Here is an 18,057-nt window from a genome sequence, read left to right on the forward strand (position 1 = left end):
TACAGCTAGAAACGCCTATCGGTTTCTCAAACGGCAGAAATCGGAATACGAACCGCGCTTGAAAGGAGGTGGAACGAATGGAGAAAAAACAATGGACGTCGCTTTCCCTGGAAGTGATGGAAGTTTCCGAGACGATGGCAGGCTTTGGCGTATCGAAAATGGACTTCACTTACGTTGACGGCAAGCTCGTTGACATGGACGTGTATGATTCCTAGCATTTATCGTTTCTAAGCTCCGCGGAAAGCGCCGTAAAGGAATCACAGCTTCGGCTGTGCCTTTACGGCGCTTTTTGCCGTTCCTCGGCCACGGTCAATACGTCGAAACAAGGAGGTTATCGAATACGGCCGTCTGATCGTACGTCCGCAAGCCGATGTACCCGCTGGTCAAGCTGGCGTCGTTGACGCTAATTTTTTTTACGCCGTCCACATAGGCTTTGAAGGAGCTTCCTTTCATCTCCAGCTTGAGCAAATACCACGTGCCGGGAGTGGCGATCATATTCGCTTCCCCGATGTTGGTCCAGCGATTGCCCAGTTTTTTGTACAGCTGGACTTTATTCAGATCGTAATTGATGCGCAAGGTGTACATGTAGGAGAAATCCGCATTTGCCCGGGCGACCAAGCCGGCGGAAGCGTTCGCTTGATCATTGTCGTACGCTTTCAAGGCTGTCGTGATGGTGGCGTCGGAGTAGGTCGATCCGACAACGGCTTCCGCAATGCCGGATCCCGATTGCTTCAGCACGCTGTTGACGATCGGAACGCTGTCGTGACTTACGTCTACGCCCAAGGACCAGCTGCCGCTAAGCGGGCTCCAGCTGCCGGAGCTATTGTTCTGGAAGGTGTCGCCAAATTGCCGGGGTTCGAACATGACCGCATCGGCCCTGAAGTTGGAACCGCCTCCATTTGCCGTCAGACGCACGTACTCTTCCGGTCCGCCGGCGAAATAGACCGTGTCGATCAGACGCCAACGGCCGCCGGCGATAGTCGTCTGGTTGATGGTGACCGTGTTCGTTACGCCGTTATGATAGACCGTAAATTGCGCGCTCTTAGCTGAGCCTTGATGGTACGGATAGCTTACATACACATTGTAGTACCCCGGTGCCGTAAGGTTCGGCCGCCACGTAGCCGTGCTTCCATTGGCGCTGCTGTAACGGGAGCCGCCGCCGTAGCTGCCGCCAAGCGTGCTCGCCCCCCATGTTCCGGTCTCGGCGTAGCCGCCGCTTTCTTCATCGACGACGATCCCGCTTCTCGCCTTTATCGGACCGACGACGTTGGAATACGGGGAATAAGAGCCGTGCTTGTTCTTCGCTTTCACCCGATAGTAATAGCTTGTGCCGTCCTCGGCGGACGCATCGTCGAATATCGGTACGGCGAACGTATAATGGCGCGGCGCGGAAACATCGTCCGTTACGTCGCTGCCTACCGTCGTCCATGGACCGGATGAGCTTGTCGAACGTTCGACGGTATAGGCGCTTGCCCCCGAAACGCCCTTCCAGGAGAGAGTATGCACGGAGTCGGCAGGGTGCATGACGGGCGCATCGGGTATCGGCCAAGAAGGAACGGTCGATCCTTTCATCGAGTAGGCATACTCGCGCAGCAGGTCGATGATGGCCGTTTCGTTCGCCCAGTCGCCGGAAGCGAAGCCGGGATAGCGCGAATAGGCCCAGGCTCCGACGGGAGGCCAATGCCAGCCGCCCATCTTGTGATGGTGCATGCCGCCCCAGAACATGGCGCCCGAAGTTCCGTTGTTCTGAACGATGTCCAGCAGCTGCTCGGTTTCCGCGGGGGAATAGTCGCCGAATTCGCCGATGATCAACACCTTTTTTCCCGTTGTTTTATCTCTCCATTCCTTGAGCTTCGAAGCCATGTCGACATTGTGATAGTTGTAAATATGCGGAACGATTATATCGATATTGCTGTCGTTCAGCGCATTCGGCCTAATGCCTTGCGCCCGAACGTAGCCCCCGTCGGCGAGAAGGTGGTTGGCATCCAGGCTTTTGACGTACGCCGCCATTTCGCTTACCCAGCCGTCCGTGGAAGGAAGCTCGTTGCCCAGCTGCCATGCGAGAATGGCTTTATCGTTTTTGTATGGCACGCCCGTATACGAATTGGTTCGGTTAATGACGTATTGCATGAAATTTTTGAAGTCCTGCTTCACGGTCGGATCGCTCCAAAATTCATTCGCCGTTTTCCCGCGGAAGGCCGCCCAATCGGCAATTCCTCCGATATAGTTGTACTTATCCACGAACGGTATAATGAGTCGGATATTGTGCTGGTTTGCCAGCTGAACAATTTTATCCAAAAGCATGAATGCGCTTTCATTATAATCGTTTGGCCCCATCACATGCCGGAAAGTACCCAGGGGATCGCTGCTCATCTTCACTTCGAACGGATACAAGCGAATGACGTTAATCCCCGAGCCGGCGGCCGCCCGGATCGCATCCTCGATTTCCGACGGATCCGTCCATGCCCGGTTCAAGAGCGGCTGGTTCGTTCCGACAAATCGATACGCGGCCGTCCCCTCCATCAACGTGTCCCCGCTGCGCGTGATATACGATGTAAATCCCGCATCGGCGCGAGCCGGCCACAAGTTGAAAAAAGTGTCGAGCGCAAGCAGCATAACGGCCAAGGTGACGAGTTTCAACCATCTGTTCATGCCATTATTCCTCCTTATTTTCAAATGGCCATCCACTTGAACGACATCTACGGAACGACTGCGGCATCAGCTTGGGGAGAATCCCCTAATACAACATATGAAAGCGGATACAAAAAACTTGCCTCTATACTAAAACATTAATCTGACCATCCTATTCACGCGGCGGGCAGGAGGTTCTAAACGAATGGCCGGCGCTTGCGAAATTTTCGTCGAATCGGAAATTGGCGCTGCAAGCATAAAAAAACAGGCCGGTTAATGGCAGGATTGACCATTAACCGACCTGTATAGGTCCTGGAAAATAAAGAAAGGCAGCGTTATTCTTGTTTGGGCAAAGCGCGGTCCCGAAGCACGCGTTCGAGCAAACTCCGGATCAGGTCGAGATCGTCCTTCTCCAGAGGGACGCCGTCCCAATGCAGCTGCTCCACGTTCAAGTATTCCTTCGCGTTATGATTAAGCTCGGCAGGCGGATCGGGGTGATCGGTAAGGCCTAGAAGATAGTCCGCGGACGTGCGCAATTTTCGGGAAATCGTCTGGATCGATTCGATCGTCGGCTGTCGGTATCCCGATTCGTAACCCGCATAGGTGCTTTTGGCCACGCCGACGTAGTCGGCCACTTCCTGCATGGTCAACTTTCTGCTCTTCCGCAGCTGCTTCAGTCTCTTCGCAAACATTTTTCTCTGCCCCCATTTATGTGATACGCTTGCAAAATCAGTATATCAATCTTTTGGCAGACTTGCCATAGATGGAAGTAGGCAGATAGGCTGAAAAAATGATGAAAGCGCCCCGCGCCCATTCGACTCCTGGTTTCCGTGCGAAGGTCGCACCGATAGGACTGTAACGAATAGTCGGGCGTGCATATGGACGGTTAATCAGGATAGGGTCTTCGGATCCAACGTCGGATTAAGGGAGGATGGTGCGGTTTGCCGCTCAGGGCGGGCATCGCCGATAGGCTCGGCGCCGATCCGAGGGGAACGATCGATGCAGAACGGCCAGTCAGGCCTGAGAATGAGGGGGTTCTGTTGCACGAAATGCAGCGTAGATGGAACGCTTTCGACAGTAGCGGCGATCCGTTGTACGAAGTGCAATGTAGGTACGTCGGCATGATCGAACGGCCGCAGAAACGCCGGATTCGCGAGATCAGGTCTAAAAATTAGACCTGATCGGCCCAAACCTGCCCAAAACGCGGCAACAGGTTTAAAAATTAGATCTGATGCGGACAAAACCCCGACTTATCGCCCTAGAACCGCCGGATTCGCGAAATCAGGTCTAAAAATTAGATCTGATCAGCCCAAACCGGCCCAAAACGCGGCAACAGGTCTAAAAATTAGATCTGATGCGGACAAAACCCCGGCTTGCGTCCGCAGAAACGCCGGATTCGCGAGATCAGGTCTAAAAATTAGATCTGATGCCCACACCGTCGCCCCGAACCCGGGGGGCTCTACCGGGAGCGCTCTCCCCGTCAGTTCCCGATCGACGCGTGCGCAAACCGCCAAGGAGACCGGACGGACTCGCGCTTCAATTGGAATAAGTAGCGGGCGCGCTCCCGCGAGCCATCCCTCGCTTCCATCGCGACCGGCACGGCAACCTCCGCGGACAAATTCCCGTCCGTTCCCATGCCCTGCTCCGGCTCGCCGGCGCCTCCGGATTCTCGGCTGTCCTTCTTCAGTCGCTGCTCCTGAATCGAGCTAAGCCGCACCATCTCCCGAACGATCGCGTCGCTTTCTTCCGTCGGAAGCCCGGCGGTCAACTGGCCGAGCAGCTCCGGGTCATGATGGTTCATGACGACGACCACGGTCTTGGCCAGCACGGCCGGCGAAGCCACGTCGAAATACGGCTGCAGGCCGCCGGCCGCTTTGTGCACCATCAGCTGATGGGCCAGATCGGGCTGGTCGGACTTATGCGTGCTGCTCAAATAAAAGTGAATGCAGAAGTGGCCGGAAAAATCGTTGTCCGGAATGCCGTCTCCGCCATGCGGCATGCCGTTCATGGAAGCGGCGACCCACTTACCGTCCGAATGGACGAGCACCGCCTTCCGCTTCCAGCTCCATTTGTCCCGGTAAATGTGCTTCATGATTTGCGTATCCTTCTTCGTGAGCGGCTGCACGTCGGCATGGTCGCTGCCCGCGCGCCGTTGTACCCGGAACGTAAGGCCGCTTTCGATATCCGTCACCGAAAAGACGCTTTTTCTCGGAAGCAGCTCCTTGGCCTCTTCCCAAGCGACCAGCTTGCCGTAATGCCGCTGTCTCAGCGCGGAGGCGTACCGGAGCAGAAGGTCGGCGGCTTGGCCGGACAGCACGATCCGCTCGCGGCCTTCCTCCTTCCATAGATTGCCGGTTTCCTCGAGCCGATAAAGCTCTAACCCGCCGCCGGCCTCCGCGATCGTCAGCTCTACGTCCCGCAGCAGTGCGGGAGCCGGGGCTGCTTCCCTAGCGGCCTTGCCAAGGGCGCTCGTAAGCTCGCGGTTCGTGAAGCGCAGCTCGCTGGCGAATTCCGCCTTCGAGCTGGCGCGCACGTACATCGCCACGCGGACCTCGTCTATTTTTTTGCCGGCAGCCGCTGTCGGCTCCGTTAGGCCGCATAGGCCGAGCCATGCCGCGGCAACGATCGTTGCGGCAGTCCAGCGAAGCAGCTTTGCCGCTGCTTTGTTCATCATGATCCCTCCGAATGGCAAATTAGCTCTATTCAGTATTTTTAACTCGGCGTCTTAATATACAGCATGGCGCAAGCCGCAGTTCCGGATGCGTATGTCCGCGCCGTTTTTGAAACATACTAAGCCGGTTACTTTTTGATTTAGGAGCTGACGGAATATGGGTTGGGATTGGATTTTGGCCCTTTTAATGCTGATGCAGCCCGCGGAGCGGCCCGATACGTTGTCGATCGAGCAGCAGGGACAACCGATCGCCGAATTCAGGAATCAGGATTATATTCATCCCCTTCCCGGGGTGCCGCTCGTGGACGACGATAAATTGAACAAGCTGATGGATGCCGTGGACAAAAAAACGGTGCGCAAGCCGGTTAACGCCACCCTCGACGGAGCGGGCAGAATCGTGCCGGAGAAGACCGGCAGCAGGCTCGACCGCCTAAGCTTGAAGAAGCAGCTGTATGGCTTCGTCTATGAAGGAGAGGCGACGAGGCTGGAAGTTCCGCTTCTGACGACTTATCCGAAGGTGGACAGCGAAATTTTGTCCGCGATCAAAGCGAGGCGGATCGGGCAGTATGTCACCTACTACAACAGCCGCAACAAAAACCGGTCGTACAACATTGCCTTGGCCGCCAAGGCGATCAACAATTACGTCGTATTTCCCGGCGAGAAATTTTCGTTCAACGAGGTCGTCGGCAAGCGGACGAAGGAGAAGGGCTATTTGCGCGCGCCCGTCATCGTAAGGGGCGAAGTGTACGAGGATGTCGGCGGCGGCATCTGCCAAATCTCCTCGACGCTATACAACGCGGTCGACCGGGCGGGGCTCAAAATCGTCGAGCGGTATTCGCATAGCCGCCACGTGCCGTACGTGCCGCCGGGGCGTGACGCGACAGTCAGCTGGTACGGACCGGATTTCGTGTTTACGAACAATTACAGCCAGCCCGTTCTGATCCGGGCTTTTGCCAGAAACGGACAGGTAAGCGTGGCGCTTTGCTCCTCGGAAATGCTGGAAGTGAAGAAGCGCGAGGTGCCGAGCGCCTCGAAGAAGCTGCCGGAGGAGATCAGGCTGGACATGAACGTGAACGGGATGAAGCGGCAGCAGCCTTAACCGGCCATTGCCGGGATAGACGAGCCGGTCCGGAGGCGATAGTAACAAGTCCGCGGACTTTTTAATTTTTACGGACATGAGAGCTCTTATTTCGATGAAACGGTTATCTTATCATTTTTAACGGACAGGAGAGCCGCTATCGGCTTGTTATTCCTTATTTCTTGTCCCAATTAGGCGGAATAAGGTCGCTCCAGTCCGTTACCTATTCAAATCGTCCTCTTTCGGCCTAATAGCGGCTGCTGAGTCCGTTAGCGCAACTTGCGATTGACAAACCTTTCCGATTCACATAAAGTTAGACTATGTAAACGTTTACGTATAAAGCGACGCAGACGATTTGCAACAATAGACGAATAACTTGGGTGTGAGGAAATGGGCGATAGCAAAAATATAAGCATCAAGGACGTGGCCAAGCAGGCCAATGTGTCGACGGCGACGGTGTCGCATGTCATCAACGGCACGAGGTACGTGTCCGAGGAGACGAAGCGCAAGGTGCATGAGGCGATGGAGGATTTGAACTATCGCATTAATTCCGTCGCGCGTTCCTTAAGAAGCCGCAAGTCGCGCGTCATCGCGTTTCTTGCTCCGATTCTCGCCTCGGAAACGTCGAATTATTTTTTCATGTCGGTCGCGGCGGGCATCCAGAGCGTGCTGAAGCAGCAAGAGTATCATCTCATGCTGTCCGATTCGCACGAGGAGGAGGAATACGAGGCCGACGAGATCCGCATGTTAGGCTCCCAAATGATCGACGGCCTCATTATGGCGCCGGCCGGGAGGGAGCCCGATTACGAGCGCCTGTTCGGCGATTACCCCGTCCTGTACTTGGACCGGGTTCCCCATGACAGCGGGAAGCGGGATTGCGTCGTCGTCGACAACAAGAACGTATCCAAGGAAGCGGTGAGCATGCTGATCGGCCAAGGGCACAGAAGAATCGCCTACTTGTCCGGGCCGAATATGCTGACCACGACGGAGGAGCGGTTCGCCGGCTATCTCGAAGCTTTGACCGAAGCGGGCCTGGATGCCGAACCGGACCTGATCGGCATGGGAGAAGTATCGCTCGGAAGCGGCTACAAGCTGACGGAGTCGCTGATGAGGCACCGGCCTACCGCGATTTTCGTGACGGACAACGTCATGGCGATGGGCGTTATGTTTTATTTGCAGGAGAAAAAGATCGCCGTGCCGGACCAAATCGCGGTCGTCGCGTACGACGCGTTTCAGTGGACGCGCATTACGTCCCCGCCGCTGACGGTCATTGAGCAGCCGGCCTTCGAGCTCGGCGTGAAAGCGGCGGAAGTCATGCTTGAGCGGATCAACAACGCGGCGCTGCCCCGTCAAGTGCATCGTTTGACGGCCAAACTCGTAGTCAGACAATCGAGCTGACTATTTTTTTTGCCTGATTTTGCAAACGATTACGCCTAACCGGAAGCGTCGAAAAAATGCTCTTGACGCCCGTCAGTGTAAGCGCTTATAATCTAGACAAACGATTACGTAAACGTTTAACTAAACGTTGGCTATGACAATTACGGCTTAAAAAAACAATATCAGGCCAAATTCAAGGTTTACGTAAACGATTGCGCAAGTGCGGAAGGTGGAATGAAAGATGAAGACGGCAGAGCTGGGGGGTCTTCAGCGGCAAGAGAAGGAAAGCAGAACGGCCGCGCGCCGCAGTAAAATCCGGGTCAAGATCAGGCAAAATTACGAGCTGTACCTGTTCATGCTCCCCGCGGTGATCATTTATCTGGTGTTCAAGTATTACCCGATGTACGGGGTGCAAATCGCCTTTAAGGATTTCCGGGCAAGCAAGGGCATCTGGGGCAGCGAATGGGTCGGCTTCGAGCATTTTATCCGGTTTTTCGAAGCGTACAACTTTTGGCCGATTATGGAAAATACGATTTTGCTCAGCCTGTATTCCCTGGTATTCGGCTTCCCGATTCCGATTATCGTGGCGCTGATGCTGAACCAGATGCTGGCGAAGCGGTACAAGAAATTCGTGCAGACGGTCATTTACGCGCCGCATTTTATTTCTACGGTCGTCCTGGTCGGGATGCTGGGCGTGTTCCTGTCCCCGAACAGCGGCATCGTGAACCATATCATTGCGTTTTTCGGCGGCGAGCCGGTGCTGTTCATGGCTAGCGAAGGCTGGTTCCGTCCGCTGTACGTCCTCTCCGGCATCTGGCAGGAAACGGGCTTTGCCACGATCATCTATTTGGCGGCGCTGGCGGGCGTCAATCCCGAGCTTCACGAGGCGGCCGTCATGGACGGGGCCAGCAAGTGGAAGCGGGTGAAGCACGTAGACTTGCCGAGCATTATGCCGACGATCATCATTCTGATGGTGCTGGCGCTGGGCAACGTCATGAGCGTCGGCTTCGAGAAGGCGTACCTGATGCAGAGCGACCTCAATTACGCGGCCTCGAACATTATTCCGACATACGTGTACGAGCTCGGGATCCAGAAGGCGCAGTACAGCTTCTCCGCCGCGATCGGCTTGTTCAATGCGATCATTAACGTAGTGCTTCTAGTAACGGTGAACCGGGCTGCCAAACGGCTGACGGAAACGAGCTTGTGGTAAGGGGGAGAAGGGCGATGAACTCGCTGCTTGCACGCAAAACGAAAGGCGATGTCCTATTCGACATCATCAACTATACGCTGCTCACCATCGGCATGCTGCTGATTTTGTATCCGCTTTATTTTGTGCTGATCGCATCCTTCAGCGACCCGAATCTGATCTATTCCGGAGAAATATGGCTGCTGCCGAAGGGTTTGACGCTTGACGGCTACGAGCGCATCTTCGCCGATTCGGCCATCTGGGTCGGCTACGGCAACTCGCTGCTGTACGCCGTCGTAGGCACGGCGATCAGCGTCTCCATTACTTTGATGGCCGCTTATCCGCTGGCGCGCAAGGATTTTGTCGGACGCGGCGCATTTATGTGGTTCTTCATGTTCACGATGTTTTTCGGAGGCGGACTGATTCCGACCTACCTGCTGATCAAGGACCTGAACATGATCAATACGATTTGGGCGCTCGTCGTCCCCGGCGCGGCCGGCGTGTTCAATATTATTATCGTGCGTACCTTCTTCCAAAGCACGATACCCGACGAAATGCGGGAGGCCGCCTTTATCGACGGCTGCTCGAACACGAGGTTTTTTCTCGGCATGGTGCTGCCGCTGTCCAAACCGATTATCGCCGTAATGGTGCTCTATCACGTCGTAGGCTTCTGGAACGGGTTTTTCGACGCCATGATTTATTTGAACGAGGAATCGAAGTTTCCGCTCCAGCTCGTCCTGAGGAACATTCTGGTCCAGAATCAGGTGAACTCGAGCATGATGATCGACGTCGAATCGTATGCCGCCAAGCTTCGGGTAACGGAGCTGATCAAATACGGCGTCATCATTATCGCCAGCCTGCCGCTGCTGATCCTGTATCCATTCCTGCAGCGCTATTTCGTCAAGGGAGTCATGATCGGCTCCATTAAAGGGTAATGGCGGCTTCGGCCGTTTGACGGCGGTTATCGCCGGGTCTCGCGTCCGAAGAGGACCGGGCCCGGATGATGATAGATAAATAGAAAGAACCAATTAAGGGAGGATCACTACACATGAAAAAGTCAGGGTCTATCGCAGTAAGCCTGCTGCTTGGGGCAGGGCTGGCGCTTTCCGCCTGCTCCGGCGGAAACGGCAACGAGGGGGCGAACAACGGAGGCGCCAACGGCGGAACGAACGCTCCGGCCGAAGAGGGCTTCAACGAGGAAGGACTGCCGATCGTCGACGAGAAGCTGACGCTGACGATCGTATCCCCGAAAGCCGCGCTTGCTCCCGAGTATAACGAAATGGAAATTTTCAAGCGCCTGGAGGCCGATACGAACGTTCATATCGAGTGGAACAACATTCCGGATACGGATTATGCCGAGAAGAAAAACCTGCTGCTTGCAAGCGGCGATTTGCCGGACGCCTTCTACGCCTCGCAATTTTCCGATTATGAATTGATCACGTACGGCGAAGACGGCACGATTATTCCGCTTGAGGATCTGATCGATCAGTACGCTCCGAACCTGAAGAAGCTGCTTGAGGAAAGACCGGACATCAAAGCGGCGATTACCGCTCCGGACGGCCATATTTACGGTCTGCCGACCTGGGAGGAGAACGAGCTCGGCACGAACCCGTTCTTCCACGTCATCAACAAGCAGTGGCTCGACAAGCTGGGACTGAAATTCCCGGAAACGCTGGACGAGTATACCGAGGCGCTCGTCGCATTCAAGACGAAGGATCCGAACGGCAACGGCAAAGCCGACGAAATTCCGCTCAGCTTCATGCATATGCAGTGGTGCATGGATATTGCCGGCCTGTTCGGCGCGTTCGGCCTGCCGGACAATCTCGAGCACCGGATCGTCCGCGACGGCAAAGTCATCTTTACCGCTACGCAGCCGGAATACAAGGAAGCGCTGAAATACTTCAACGAGAAATGGTATAAGCAAGGGCTGATCGATCCGGAATCGTTCAATCAGGACGCTCCTCAATACCTGGCCAAAGGAAAGACGCCGGATCCGACGCTCGGCTCCTACGTCTGGTGGGAAATCGAGGAGGTCGTCGGCACGGCGCAAGCCGCCAACTATGCGCTTGTTCCTCCGCTGACCGGCCCGACGGGCAAGCAGACGATCGGCAGAGGCAATGGCGGAGGCCCGGGCAGAAACGCCTTCGTCATCACGAAGGACAACGAAAATCCGGAAGTGACGATGCGCTGGATCGACCAGCAGTACGAGCCTTACATGGCCGCGCAAATCCATTGGGGCCCGATCGGCATTATTTATGAAAAAGACGCAAACGGCAAGCTCGTGAACCTGCCGCTCGAGGAAGGCGTATCGATGGGCGAATTCCGCCAGAAGGTCGCGCCGAACGGCGCCGGCGTCATCACGGCCGAGCACTTCAGAACGATCGTCGACATGGAGCCGCGCGCTCAGCAGCGGAAGAAGGATCTGGAGCAGTACTACGAGCCGTTCATGGAAAAAGAAAACTATCCGACGATCTTCTTCGAGCCGGAAGAGCTGGATACGATCAACCAAATCGAGCCCGAGCTGATCAAATACGTGAATACGCAGCGCGCGAAATTCATCGTTGACGGCGTGGACGACAAAGCTTGGGACAGCTACGTGAAGACGGTGGAGGATATGGGTCTTGGCAAGCTGATGGAGCTGTATCAAACCGCCCTTGACCGCTACAACGCAGCGCAAAAGTAATTGAATGAAGATACAAGCCGTGCCGGATGGAGCCGTCATTGACGGTCTCGTCCGGACCGGCCGTCATACGTTTTGGATAAGAGGAGAGAGAAACCGATGAAGCATCATTTTGACCAACCGCTGCGACCGCAGTTTCATTTTACGCCGGCCTCCAATTGGCTGAACGACCCGAACGGCATGGTGTACTACGACGGGGAATACCATTTGTTCTATCAGCATCATCCGGGCAGCAGCGTATGGGGGCCGATGCATTGGGGCCATGCGGTCAGCACGGATCTTGCGCATTGGGAGCATTTCCCGATCGCCCTGTATCCCGATCATAACGGGACGATTTTCTCGGGCAGCGCGGTCGTCGACTGGAACGATACGAGCGGCTTCTTCGACGGGAGAGCAGGGCTTGTCGCGATCTACACGCAGACGGAGACGATACCGGGCTCGGACTTGTCCAAGCAGCGGCAGAGCGTCGCCTACAGCAAGGACAACGGGCGCACGTGGATTCCGTACGAGGGCAATCCCGTGCTTGCCGACGAGCGATTCGCGGATTTCCGCGATCCGAAGGTGTTCTGGCATGCGGGGACGGAGCAGTGGATCATGGTACTGGCGGCGGGCGACCGGCTGTTCCTCTATCGCTCGCCCGATCTGTTGGCGTGGACGTTCGCGAGCGAGTTCGGCGCGCGGGAAGGCTCGCATGACGGGGTATGGGAATGCCCGGACCTGTTCGAGCTGCCCGTCGAAGGCGGGGAAGGCGCCTCGAAGTGGGTCATGATCGTGAGCATCGGCGACGATTCGGGTTGCCCGGAAGGGTCGCGAACGCAATATTTTACCGGCGAATTCGACGGCGTGGCGTTTACGAACGACAATCCGGCGGACACGGTGCTGTGGCTCGATCACGGCCGCGACAACTATGCGGGCGTGTCTTGGTCCGATGCGCCGGGACTGGAATCGGAGCGGCTGTTCATCGGCTGGATGAACAACTGGAAGTACGCCAATCTGATCCCGACGTCCGGCTGGCGGGGCGCGATGACGCTGGCGCGCAAGCTGACGTTAAGACAGACTACGGAAGGGGTCCGGCTCGTGCAGATGCCGGTTGACGGCGTCAGGCAGCTGCGCCAGTCGGGCAGCGAATGGCAAAATGAGCGCATCGGGCCGGAATCCGGCCTGCTCTGCGCGCATAGGGGAGGCTTGCTCGAGCTCGAAGCGGATTTCGAGCCGGGCACGGCATCCGAATTCGGCATCAAGCTGCTGGCAGGCGGCAAGGAAACGGTCGTCGGCTACGACGCCGTCGCCGGGGAGCTGTTCATCGACCGCTCGAATTCGGGCGTGATCGATTTCCATGCCGAATTCGGCTGCAGGCATGCCGCGCCTTTGAAGGCAGAGGACGGACGGATCAAGCTGCAGCTGTGGCTGGACCGTTCATCGGTGGAAGTGTTTGCGGACGAAGGCGGCCTCGTTATGACTGACCAGCTGTTCCCGCCTGCAGGCTGGGACGGCGTCGAGCTGTACGCGATAGGCGGGGAGGCGCTGCTGCGCACGCTGCGCCTGTATCCGCTAAGATCGATTTACGCGCCTGAAGCCGTCGAAGCGGCGGGGGCTCGAAATGAGCGATAGAGTAACGGGGAGGAAAGATAACGATGGATAACAAGATGCGGAACCGGCCGGCCGGCGGCGGCCTTGCCGCCTACTGGCCGCTGGACGAGAAGAGCGGCGCCGCGGCGCTCGATGCGGCCGGCGGGTTGGCCGACGAGGTGTCCTATGTGCTGCTTCAGGGCAGATTCACCGAGAAAGCGGACCCGCAGTGGCGCCCCGGCGTATGCGGCGGGGCTCTGCTGTTCGACGGCTATTCGACCTGGATTACGCGGAAGGCCGCCGAAGCGCCGAGGCTGGACGATGCGTTTACGATTTCCGCTTGGGTCGCTCCGCGCTCTTATGAGTGGGGAGCTGAGGGCCGGCTGTCCGCGATCGTGAACCGGCACGACCGGGAGGCTGCGGAAGGGTACGTGCTCGGCCTGTTCAGGCACGGCTCCTGGTCGCTGCAGCTCGGAGCCGGCGGACGCTGGCACGAGCTATGGTGCCTCGACCGTCCGCTGGAGAAGGGAAGATGGTCCCATATCGCCGCTACCTTCAGCAGGGAAGAAGCCGCGATGAAGCTTTATTTGAACGGCGAGCAGGTGGCCGAGCGGGAGATGCCCGCCGGCACGGCGATGAGCCCTTGCGATAGCGCGGATTTGCTCATCGGGAAGAACAATCAGGCGACGGTGCTGGCCGAGGCGTTCCGGCATAATATGTTCGCCGGCTTGATGGACGATGTGCGCATTTACAGCCGAGCGCTGACCGTCGTCGAGATTGCCTCCGCCTATAAGGAGGCGCTGCTCCCGCATGGCGGCACCGCGCCGGAAATTCCGTCCGCCGACATCCGGCTGGACCGGAAGCCGCTCCTGCGGGACCGTCATCGGCCGCAGTACCACGCCAGCCCGCCCGTTCATTGGATGAACGAGCCGCATGCCCCGATTTATTTTGAAGGAAACTATCATTTGTTCTACCAGCACAACCCGCAGGGCCCTTACTTTGCGCAACTTCACTGGGGACACTGGGTAAGCGAGGATATGGTGCATTGGCGGGATTTGCCGATTGCGCTGGCGCCGGAGAAGGGAGCTGTCGATCCTGACGGCGTATGGTCGGGCAGCGCCGCTTACGATGAGCACGGCGTTCCCGCCCTGTTCTTCACGGCCGGCGACGACAGCGCTTCGCCGAACCAGCGAGTAGGGCTTGCCCGCAGCCGGTTCCGGGAGGACGGGGACAGCGACCTGACGGTTTGGGAGAAGCACAAGGCGCCTCTGATCGTTCAGGAGAAGGGGCAGGGCATGTTCGGGGATTTCCGCGATCCGTTCGTATGGAAGGAAGACGGGCTGTGGTATTTGCTGATCGGCTCCGGCACGGACGGACAGGGAGGCACGGCGCTGGCGTATACGTCGGCCAACATGACCGACTGGACGTATCACGGGCCGTTCTATGTGAGCGATCCGTCCCGTTATCCTTACCTCGGCAACATGTGGGAGCTGCCCGTGCTGCTGCCGCTCGGCAAGGATGCTTCCGGCCGCGAGAAGCATCTGTTTCTCATCAGCCCGATCGGTCCGGGCTCAGATGTTGAAGTGTTTTATTGGATCGGGGAGTTTGACCGCGGGCAGGTCCGGTTTGTGCCGGATCATGACGAGCCTCGGCTCATCGACGTCGGGGACTTTCATTTCACCGGACCGAGCGGCATGGTCGATCCGAGAACCGGGCGCAATATCGTCTTTACGATCGCGCAGGGCGAGCGGACTCCTCAGCTGGAATACGATTCGGGCTGGGCGCATAATGCGGGGCTGCCGGTCAGCGTCTTCCTTCGTCCGGACGGCCGGCTCGGGGTAGAGCCGATCAAGGAGCTGGAGTCGCTGCGGGGCGAGCGGCTATGCTCGCTTCGGGATATGACGGTGGAAGAGGCGAACGGCGCGCTCGCGGAAGTGCGGGGCGACATGCTGGAAATTAAGGTCGAGTTCGAGGCGGAAGAGCTTCTCCCCGGCAGGCGGCTCGGCTTATGGGTTAGGCAATCCCCGTCGCGGGACGAAGAGACGCTTCTCTATTACGACCGAGAGCGCGCCGAGCTTGGCGTCGACCGGGAGAAGGCGACGTTGTCGCCGGAGGAGCGCACGCGCGGCGTGCAGTCGGGGACGCTTGAGCTTGCGGGAGAGGCGCTGCGGCTGCATGTTTATTTGGACCGTTCCATGATCGAGGCTTACGTGAACGGGCTGAAAAGCTTGACGACGAGGGTGTATCCGAGCCGGACGGATTCGCTTGGCTTGCGGCTGGAGGGAAGCGGCGGCGCAAGGATCCGGTCATTGGACATCTGGACGATGAACTCGATATACTTATAGCATGAGCTTAAGGCTGCCCCTGCGGGGCAGCCGTTTGAGCGATATTCGGAAAGAGGAGCTAACGAGGATGAGAATTGGAGCAATCGAAGCGGGCGGCACGAAGTTCGTATGCGGCATCGGCAACGAGAATGGAACGATCGAGGATCGGATCAGCTTTCCGACCGAACGCCCGGAGCGGGTCATGGAGCAGGTCGTCGCTTATTTCAAGGACAAGGGCGCGGAGGCGATCGGCATCGGCACGTTCGGGCCGATCGACATCGATCCGGCAAGCGCGACGTACGGCTGCGTAACGACGACGCCGAAGCCCGGCTGGTCGGGCTTTCCGTTCCTGGACACGCTGAAGCGGGCGTTTCCCGTGCCGTTCGGCTGGGATACGGACGTGAACGCCGCCGCTTACGGCGAAGCGGTCTGGGGCGCCGCGAAGGGAGTGGATAGCTGCGTTTATTTTACGATCGGAACCGGCATCGGCGTCGGCGTCTATTCGGAGGGCAAGCTCGTTCACGGCTTGGTGCACCCGGAGGGCGGGCATATTTTGCCGAGGCGCCATCCGGAAGACCGCTATGAGGGGCATTGCCCGTACCACGGCGACTGCCTGGAAGGCATGGCGGCGGGCCCGGCCATCGAGCGGCGCTGGGGCGTGAAGGGCAGCGAGCTGGCGCCGGATCACCCGGCCTGGGCGATCGAGGCGTATTATCTCGGACAGGCCGTGACGTCGACGGTCCTGCTGTTGTCTCCGAAGCGGGTCATCATGGGCGGCGGCGTCATGCACCAGAAGCAGCTGCTGCCGCTGATCCGCGCCGAGGTAAGCCGCAACTTGAACGGCTACGTCAGCGCGGCGCCGCTGCTTGCCGGCATCGACGATTACATCGTCTCGCCGGGACTGGGCGATAACGCCGGCTTATGCGGCGCGCTCGCCCTCGGGCTGGCGGCGCTTGAGCAAAGCCGCGGCTAGGCGCTGCCTATTCGGCAGACGAAACGGGACATCCTACGGGATGGCCCGTTTTTATTTGAGCAGGCAGGGGACATCGGCCTCGCTACCTGGGGGAAACCTCCTCAACCGAAGCCTGCGCTCTCGACCCTAAGAGCGATTCTACACTTATTGCCAACTCAGAGCCAATCTTCCACGCCGCCAGAGCGCCATAAGTGCGTATTCGCACTTATTTGCCAGACTAACTGGTTACTTGGGCGCAACCAAGCGGCGCATCCTGCCGCACACCCCGCAAAGTGCCGCCCGACTCATCACGCCCAGCCGCGCATCCTGCCGCGCAATGCCAAGCGGAGCCTCCCAACTGCTTCCCAGCAGGCTTATCCGGCGCACACAAAACCCCATTTTCGCGGAAAAAGAGTAGCATCACAAAAAATGCATGCCCGCTTTCGCGGAACATGCAGACCGTCGCAAGAAGTGAAGATTTCGCAGCGACCGCCCGCCGTGATAGGTTGGGTCTGCGGGCCACGGACCGCAACAACCGCAACATTAGAAAGGGGGAAACTACAATGCGCCAAACGGGCCAGCCAGCCGGGTCAGCCGGATCAGCCCAGCCAGCTGCGCCAGCCGGGCCAGCTAGGCAGACCGGGCGGGCGAGCGGGCAGCCGGTCATGCGCGGCCGGCGGACGTCTTTTTGGAAGGAGCTGTCGCGGAATCGCTTCCTGTACGGCATGCTCGTACCGGTCGCCGCTTATTTGCTTCTATTCAAATACGGGCCGATGTTCGGCGAGATCATCGCCTTCAAGGACTACCGGCTGGCGGACGGCATATGGGGGAGCGAGTGGGTCGGCGTCGACAATTTCGTCAAGCTGTTCTCCGGCGCGGACTTCTACGCCGTGCTGCGGAATACGCTGCTGCTGAACGCGTACCACCTCGTGTTCGCGTTTCCCGCGCCGATCCTCCTCGCCCTTCTGCTTAACGAAGTGCGCGCGGAATGGTACAAACGAACGCTGCAAAACCTGCTCTACATCCCGCATTTCATCTCGTGGGTGGCGCTCGGCAGCATCGTCATCGCGCTGCTGTCGCCGTCGACCGGCTTCGTCAACTACGTGCTGAAGCTGCTCGGTCTCGAGCCGGTCTATTTTCTCGCGGACACGCTCTGGTGGCCGATCTCCTTCATCGCCTCCGGCATCTGGAAGGAAGCGGGCTTCGGCACGATTCTCTACTTGGCGGCGATGGCCTCGATCGACCCGACGCTGTACGAGGCGGCCAAAATCGACGGCGCGCGCAAGGCGAGGCAAATTTGGCACGTCACGCTGCCGGGCATTCGCAGCACAATCGCCATCCTGCTCATCCTCCAGGTCGGCAAAATGATGGACGTCGGCTTCGAGCAAGTATTCGTGCTTCGCAATAACGCGGTATCGAGCGTATCCGAGGTCATCAGCACGTACGTGTATACGCGGGGCATCATTAACCTGCAGTACAGCTACACGACCGCGCTCGGCCTATTCCAGTCGGTCATCGCGCTTATCCTGGTCGTGGCCGTCAATCGGATCATCAAAGCGATGGGGGAGCGGGGCTTATGGTGACGACAG

General features: G+C 58.0%; 13 protein-coding genes. 10 read left to right on the top strand and 3 right to left on the bottom strand.

What is annotated here, in order from left to right:
* Positions 1–77 precede the first annotated feature (77 nt).
* On the top strand, positions 78–215 hold the full coding sequence (locus IDH41_RS26620; protein ID WP_190866615.1) for a paeninodin family lasso peptide: 138 nt from the start codon (positions 78–80) through the stop codon (positions 213–215).
* A gap of 94 nt (positions 216–309) precedes the next feature.
* Here the strand turns inward: IDH41_RS26620 and IDH41_RS26625 are convergent, their stop codons facing one another.
* The 3 genes from IDH41_RS26625 to IDH41_RS26635 form a co-directional block, all read right to left on the bottom strand.
* Positions 310–2,652 (bottom strand): golvesin C-terminal-like domain-containing protein, encoded by a 2,343-nt coding sequence (locus tag IDH41_RS26625; RefSeq protein WP_190866617.1) that lies wholly within the window; start codon positions 2,650–2,652, stop codon positions 310–312.
* A gap of 314 nt (positions 2,653–2,966) precedes the next feature.
* Positions 2,967–3,323, bottom strand: a complete 357-nt coding sequence (locus IDH41_RS26630; RefSeq protein WP_190866619.1) for a helix-turn-helix domain-containing protein — start codon at positions 3,321–3,323, stop codon at positions 2,967–2,969.
* 788 nt (positions 3,324–4,111) lie between these two features.
* Complete coding sequence (locus tag IDH41_RS26635) at positions 4,112–5,302, bottom strand: hypothetical protein (RefSeq protein WP_190866621.1); 1,191 nt, start codon at positions 5,300–5,302, stop codon at positions 4,112–4,114.
* A gap of 157 nt (positions 5,303–5,459) precedes the next feature.
* Between IDH41_RS26635 and IDH41_RS26640 the strand changes: the two genes are divergently transcribed.
* The 9 genes from IDH41_RS26640 (at position 5,460) to IDH41_RS26680 (ending at position 18,051) form a co-directional block, all read left to right on the top strand.
* A complete protein-coding gene (locus tag IDH41_RS26640; protein ID WP_190866623.1) occupies positions 5,460–6,401 on the top strand; it encodes a VanW family protein in 942 nt (313 codons plus the stop codon).
* Between the two features lie 369 nt (positions 6,402–6,770).
* The gene (locus tag IDH41_RS26645; protein WP_223830091.1) at positions 6,771–7,778 is read left to right on the top strand and encodes a LacI family DNA-binding transcriptional regulator; all 1,008 of its coding nucleotides are present in this window, start codon (positions 6,771–6,773) and stop codon (positions 7,776–7,778) included.
* A gap of 220 nt (positions 7,779–7,998) precedes the next feature.
* The gene (locus IDH41_RS26650) at positions 7,999–8,967 is read left to right on the top strand and encodes an ABC transporter permease (protein ID WP_190866624.1); all 969 of its coding nucleotides are present in this window, start codon (positions 7,999–8,001) and stop codon (positions 8,965–8,967) included.
* A 14-nt stretch (positions 8,968–8,981) separates the two neighbouring features.
* Complete coding sequence (locus tag IDH41_RS26655) at positions 8,982–9,878, top strand: carbohydrate ABC transporter permease (protein ID WP_190866626.1); 897 nt, start codon at positions 8,982–8,984, stop codon at positions 9,876–9,878.
* 113 nt (positions 9,879–9,991) lie between these two features.
* The gene (locus IDH41_RS26660; RefSeq protein ID WP_190866628.1) at positions 9,992–11,626 is read left to right on the top strand and encodes an ABC transporter substrate-binding protein; all 1,635 of its coding nucleotides are present in this window, start codon (positions 9,992–9,994) and stop codon (positions 11,624–11,626) included.
* A gap of 96 nt (positions 11,627–11,722) precedes the next feature.
* The gene (locus IDH41_RS26665; protein ID WP_190866630.1) at positions 11,723–13,234 is read left to right on the top strand and encodes a glycoside hydrolase family 32 protein; all 1,512 of its coding nucleotides are present in this window, start codon (positions 11,723–11,725) and stop codon (positions 13,232–13,234) included.
* A gap of 23 nt (positions 13,235–13,257) precedes the next feature.
* Positions 13,258–15,537, top strand: a complete 2,280-nt coding sequence (locus tag IDH41_RS26670; RefSeq protein WP_223830092.1) for a GH32 C-terminal domain-containing protein — start codon at positions 13,258–13,260, stop codon at positions 15,535–15,537.
* A 67-nt stretch (positions 15,538–15,604) separates the two neighbouring features.
* On the top strand, positions 15,605–16,489 hold the full coding sequence (locus tag IDH41_RS26675; protein WP_190866632.1) for an ROK family protein: 885 nt from the start codon (positions 15,605–15,607) through the stop codon (positions 16,487–16,489).
* 542 nt (positions 16,490–17,031) lie between these two features.
* On the top strand, positions 17,032–18,051 hold the full coding sequence (locus tag IDH41_RS26680; RefSeq protein WP_223830093.1) for an ABC transporter permease: 1,020 nt from the start codon (positions 17,032–17,034) through the stop codon (positions 18,049–18,051).
* Positions 18,052–18,057: the final 6 nt, after the last annotated feature.

This window comes from Paenibacillus arenilitoris, from assembly GCF_014705655.1.
In the GTDB taxonomy this organism is placed as follows: Bacteria; Bacillota; Bacilli; order Paenibacillales; family Paenibacillaceae; genus Pristimantibacillus; species Pristimantibacillus arenilitoris.

What these genes read in the sequence shown, in the direction of transcription:
- IDH41_RS26670 (WP_223830092.1), top strand. Translation starts at nt 13,258, where the DNA reads ATGGATAACAAGATGCGGAACCGGCCGGCCGGCGGCGGCCTTGCCGCC.
- IDH41_RS26630 (WP_190866619.1), bottom strand. Translation starts at nt 3,323, where the DNA reads ATGTTTGCGAAGAGACTGAAGCAGCTGCGGAAGAGCAGAAAGTTGACC.
- IDH41_RS26665 (WP_190866630.1), top strand. Translation starts at nt 11,723, where the DNA reads ATGAAGCATCATTTTGACCAACCGCTGCGACCGCAGTTTCATTTTACG.
- IDH41_RS26640 (WP_190866623.1), top strand. Translation starts at nt 5,460, where the DNA reads ATGGGTTGGGATTGGATTTTGGCCCTTTTAATGCTGATGCAGCCCGCG.
- IDH41_RS26625 (WP_190866617.1), bottom strand. Translation starts at nt 2,652, where the DNA reads ATGAACAGATGGTTGAAACTCGTCACCTTGGCCGTTATGCTGCTTGCG.
- IDH41_RS26650 (WP_190866624.1), top strand. Translation starts at nt 7,999, where the DNA reads ATGAAGACGGCAGAGCTGGGGGGTCTTCAGCGGCAAGAGAAGGAAAGC.
- IDH41_RS26635 (WP_190866621.1), bottom strand. Translation starts at nt 5,302, where the DNA reads ATGAACAAAGCAGCGGCAAAGCTGCTTCGCTGGACTGCCGCAACGATC.
- IDH41_RS26655 (WP_190866626.1), top strand. Translation starts at nt 8,982, where the DNA reads ATGAACTCGCTGCTTGCACGCAAAACGAAAGGCGATGTCCTATTCGAC.
- IDH41_RS26660 (WP_190866628.1), top strand. Translation starts at nt 9,992, where the DNA reads ATGAAAAAGTCAGGGTCTATCGCAGTAAGCCTGCTGCTTGGGGCAGGG.
- IDH41_RS26680 (WP_223830093.1), top strand. Translation starts at nt 17,032, where the DNA reads ATGCGCCAAACGGGCCAGCCAGCCGGGTCAGCCGGATCAGCCCAGCCA.
- IDH41_RS26675 (WP_190866632.1), top strand. Translation starts at nt 15,605, where the DNA reads ATGAGAATTGGAGCAATCGAAGCGGGCGGCACGAAGTTCGTATGCGGC.
- IDH41_RS26620 (WP_190866615.1), top strand. Translation starts at nt 78, where the DNA reads ATGGAGAAAAAACAATGGACGTCGCTTTCCCTGGAAGTGATGGAAGTT.
- IDH41_RS26645 (WP_223830091.1), top strand. Translation starts at nt 6,771, where the DNA reads ATGGGCGATAGCAAAAATATAAGCATCAAGGACGTGGCCAAGCAGGCC.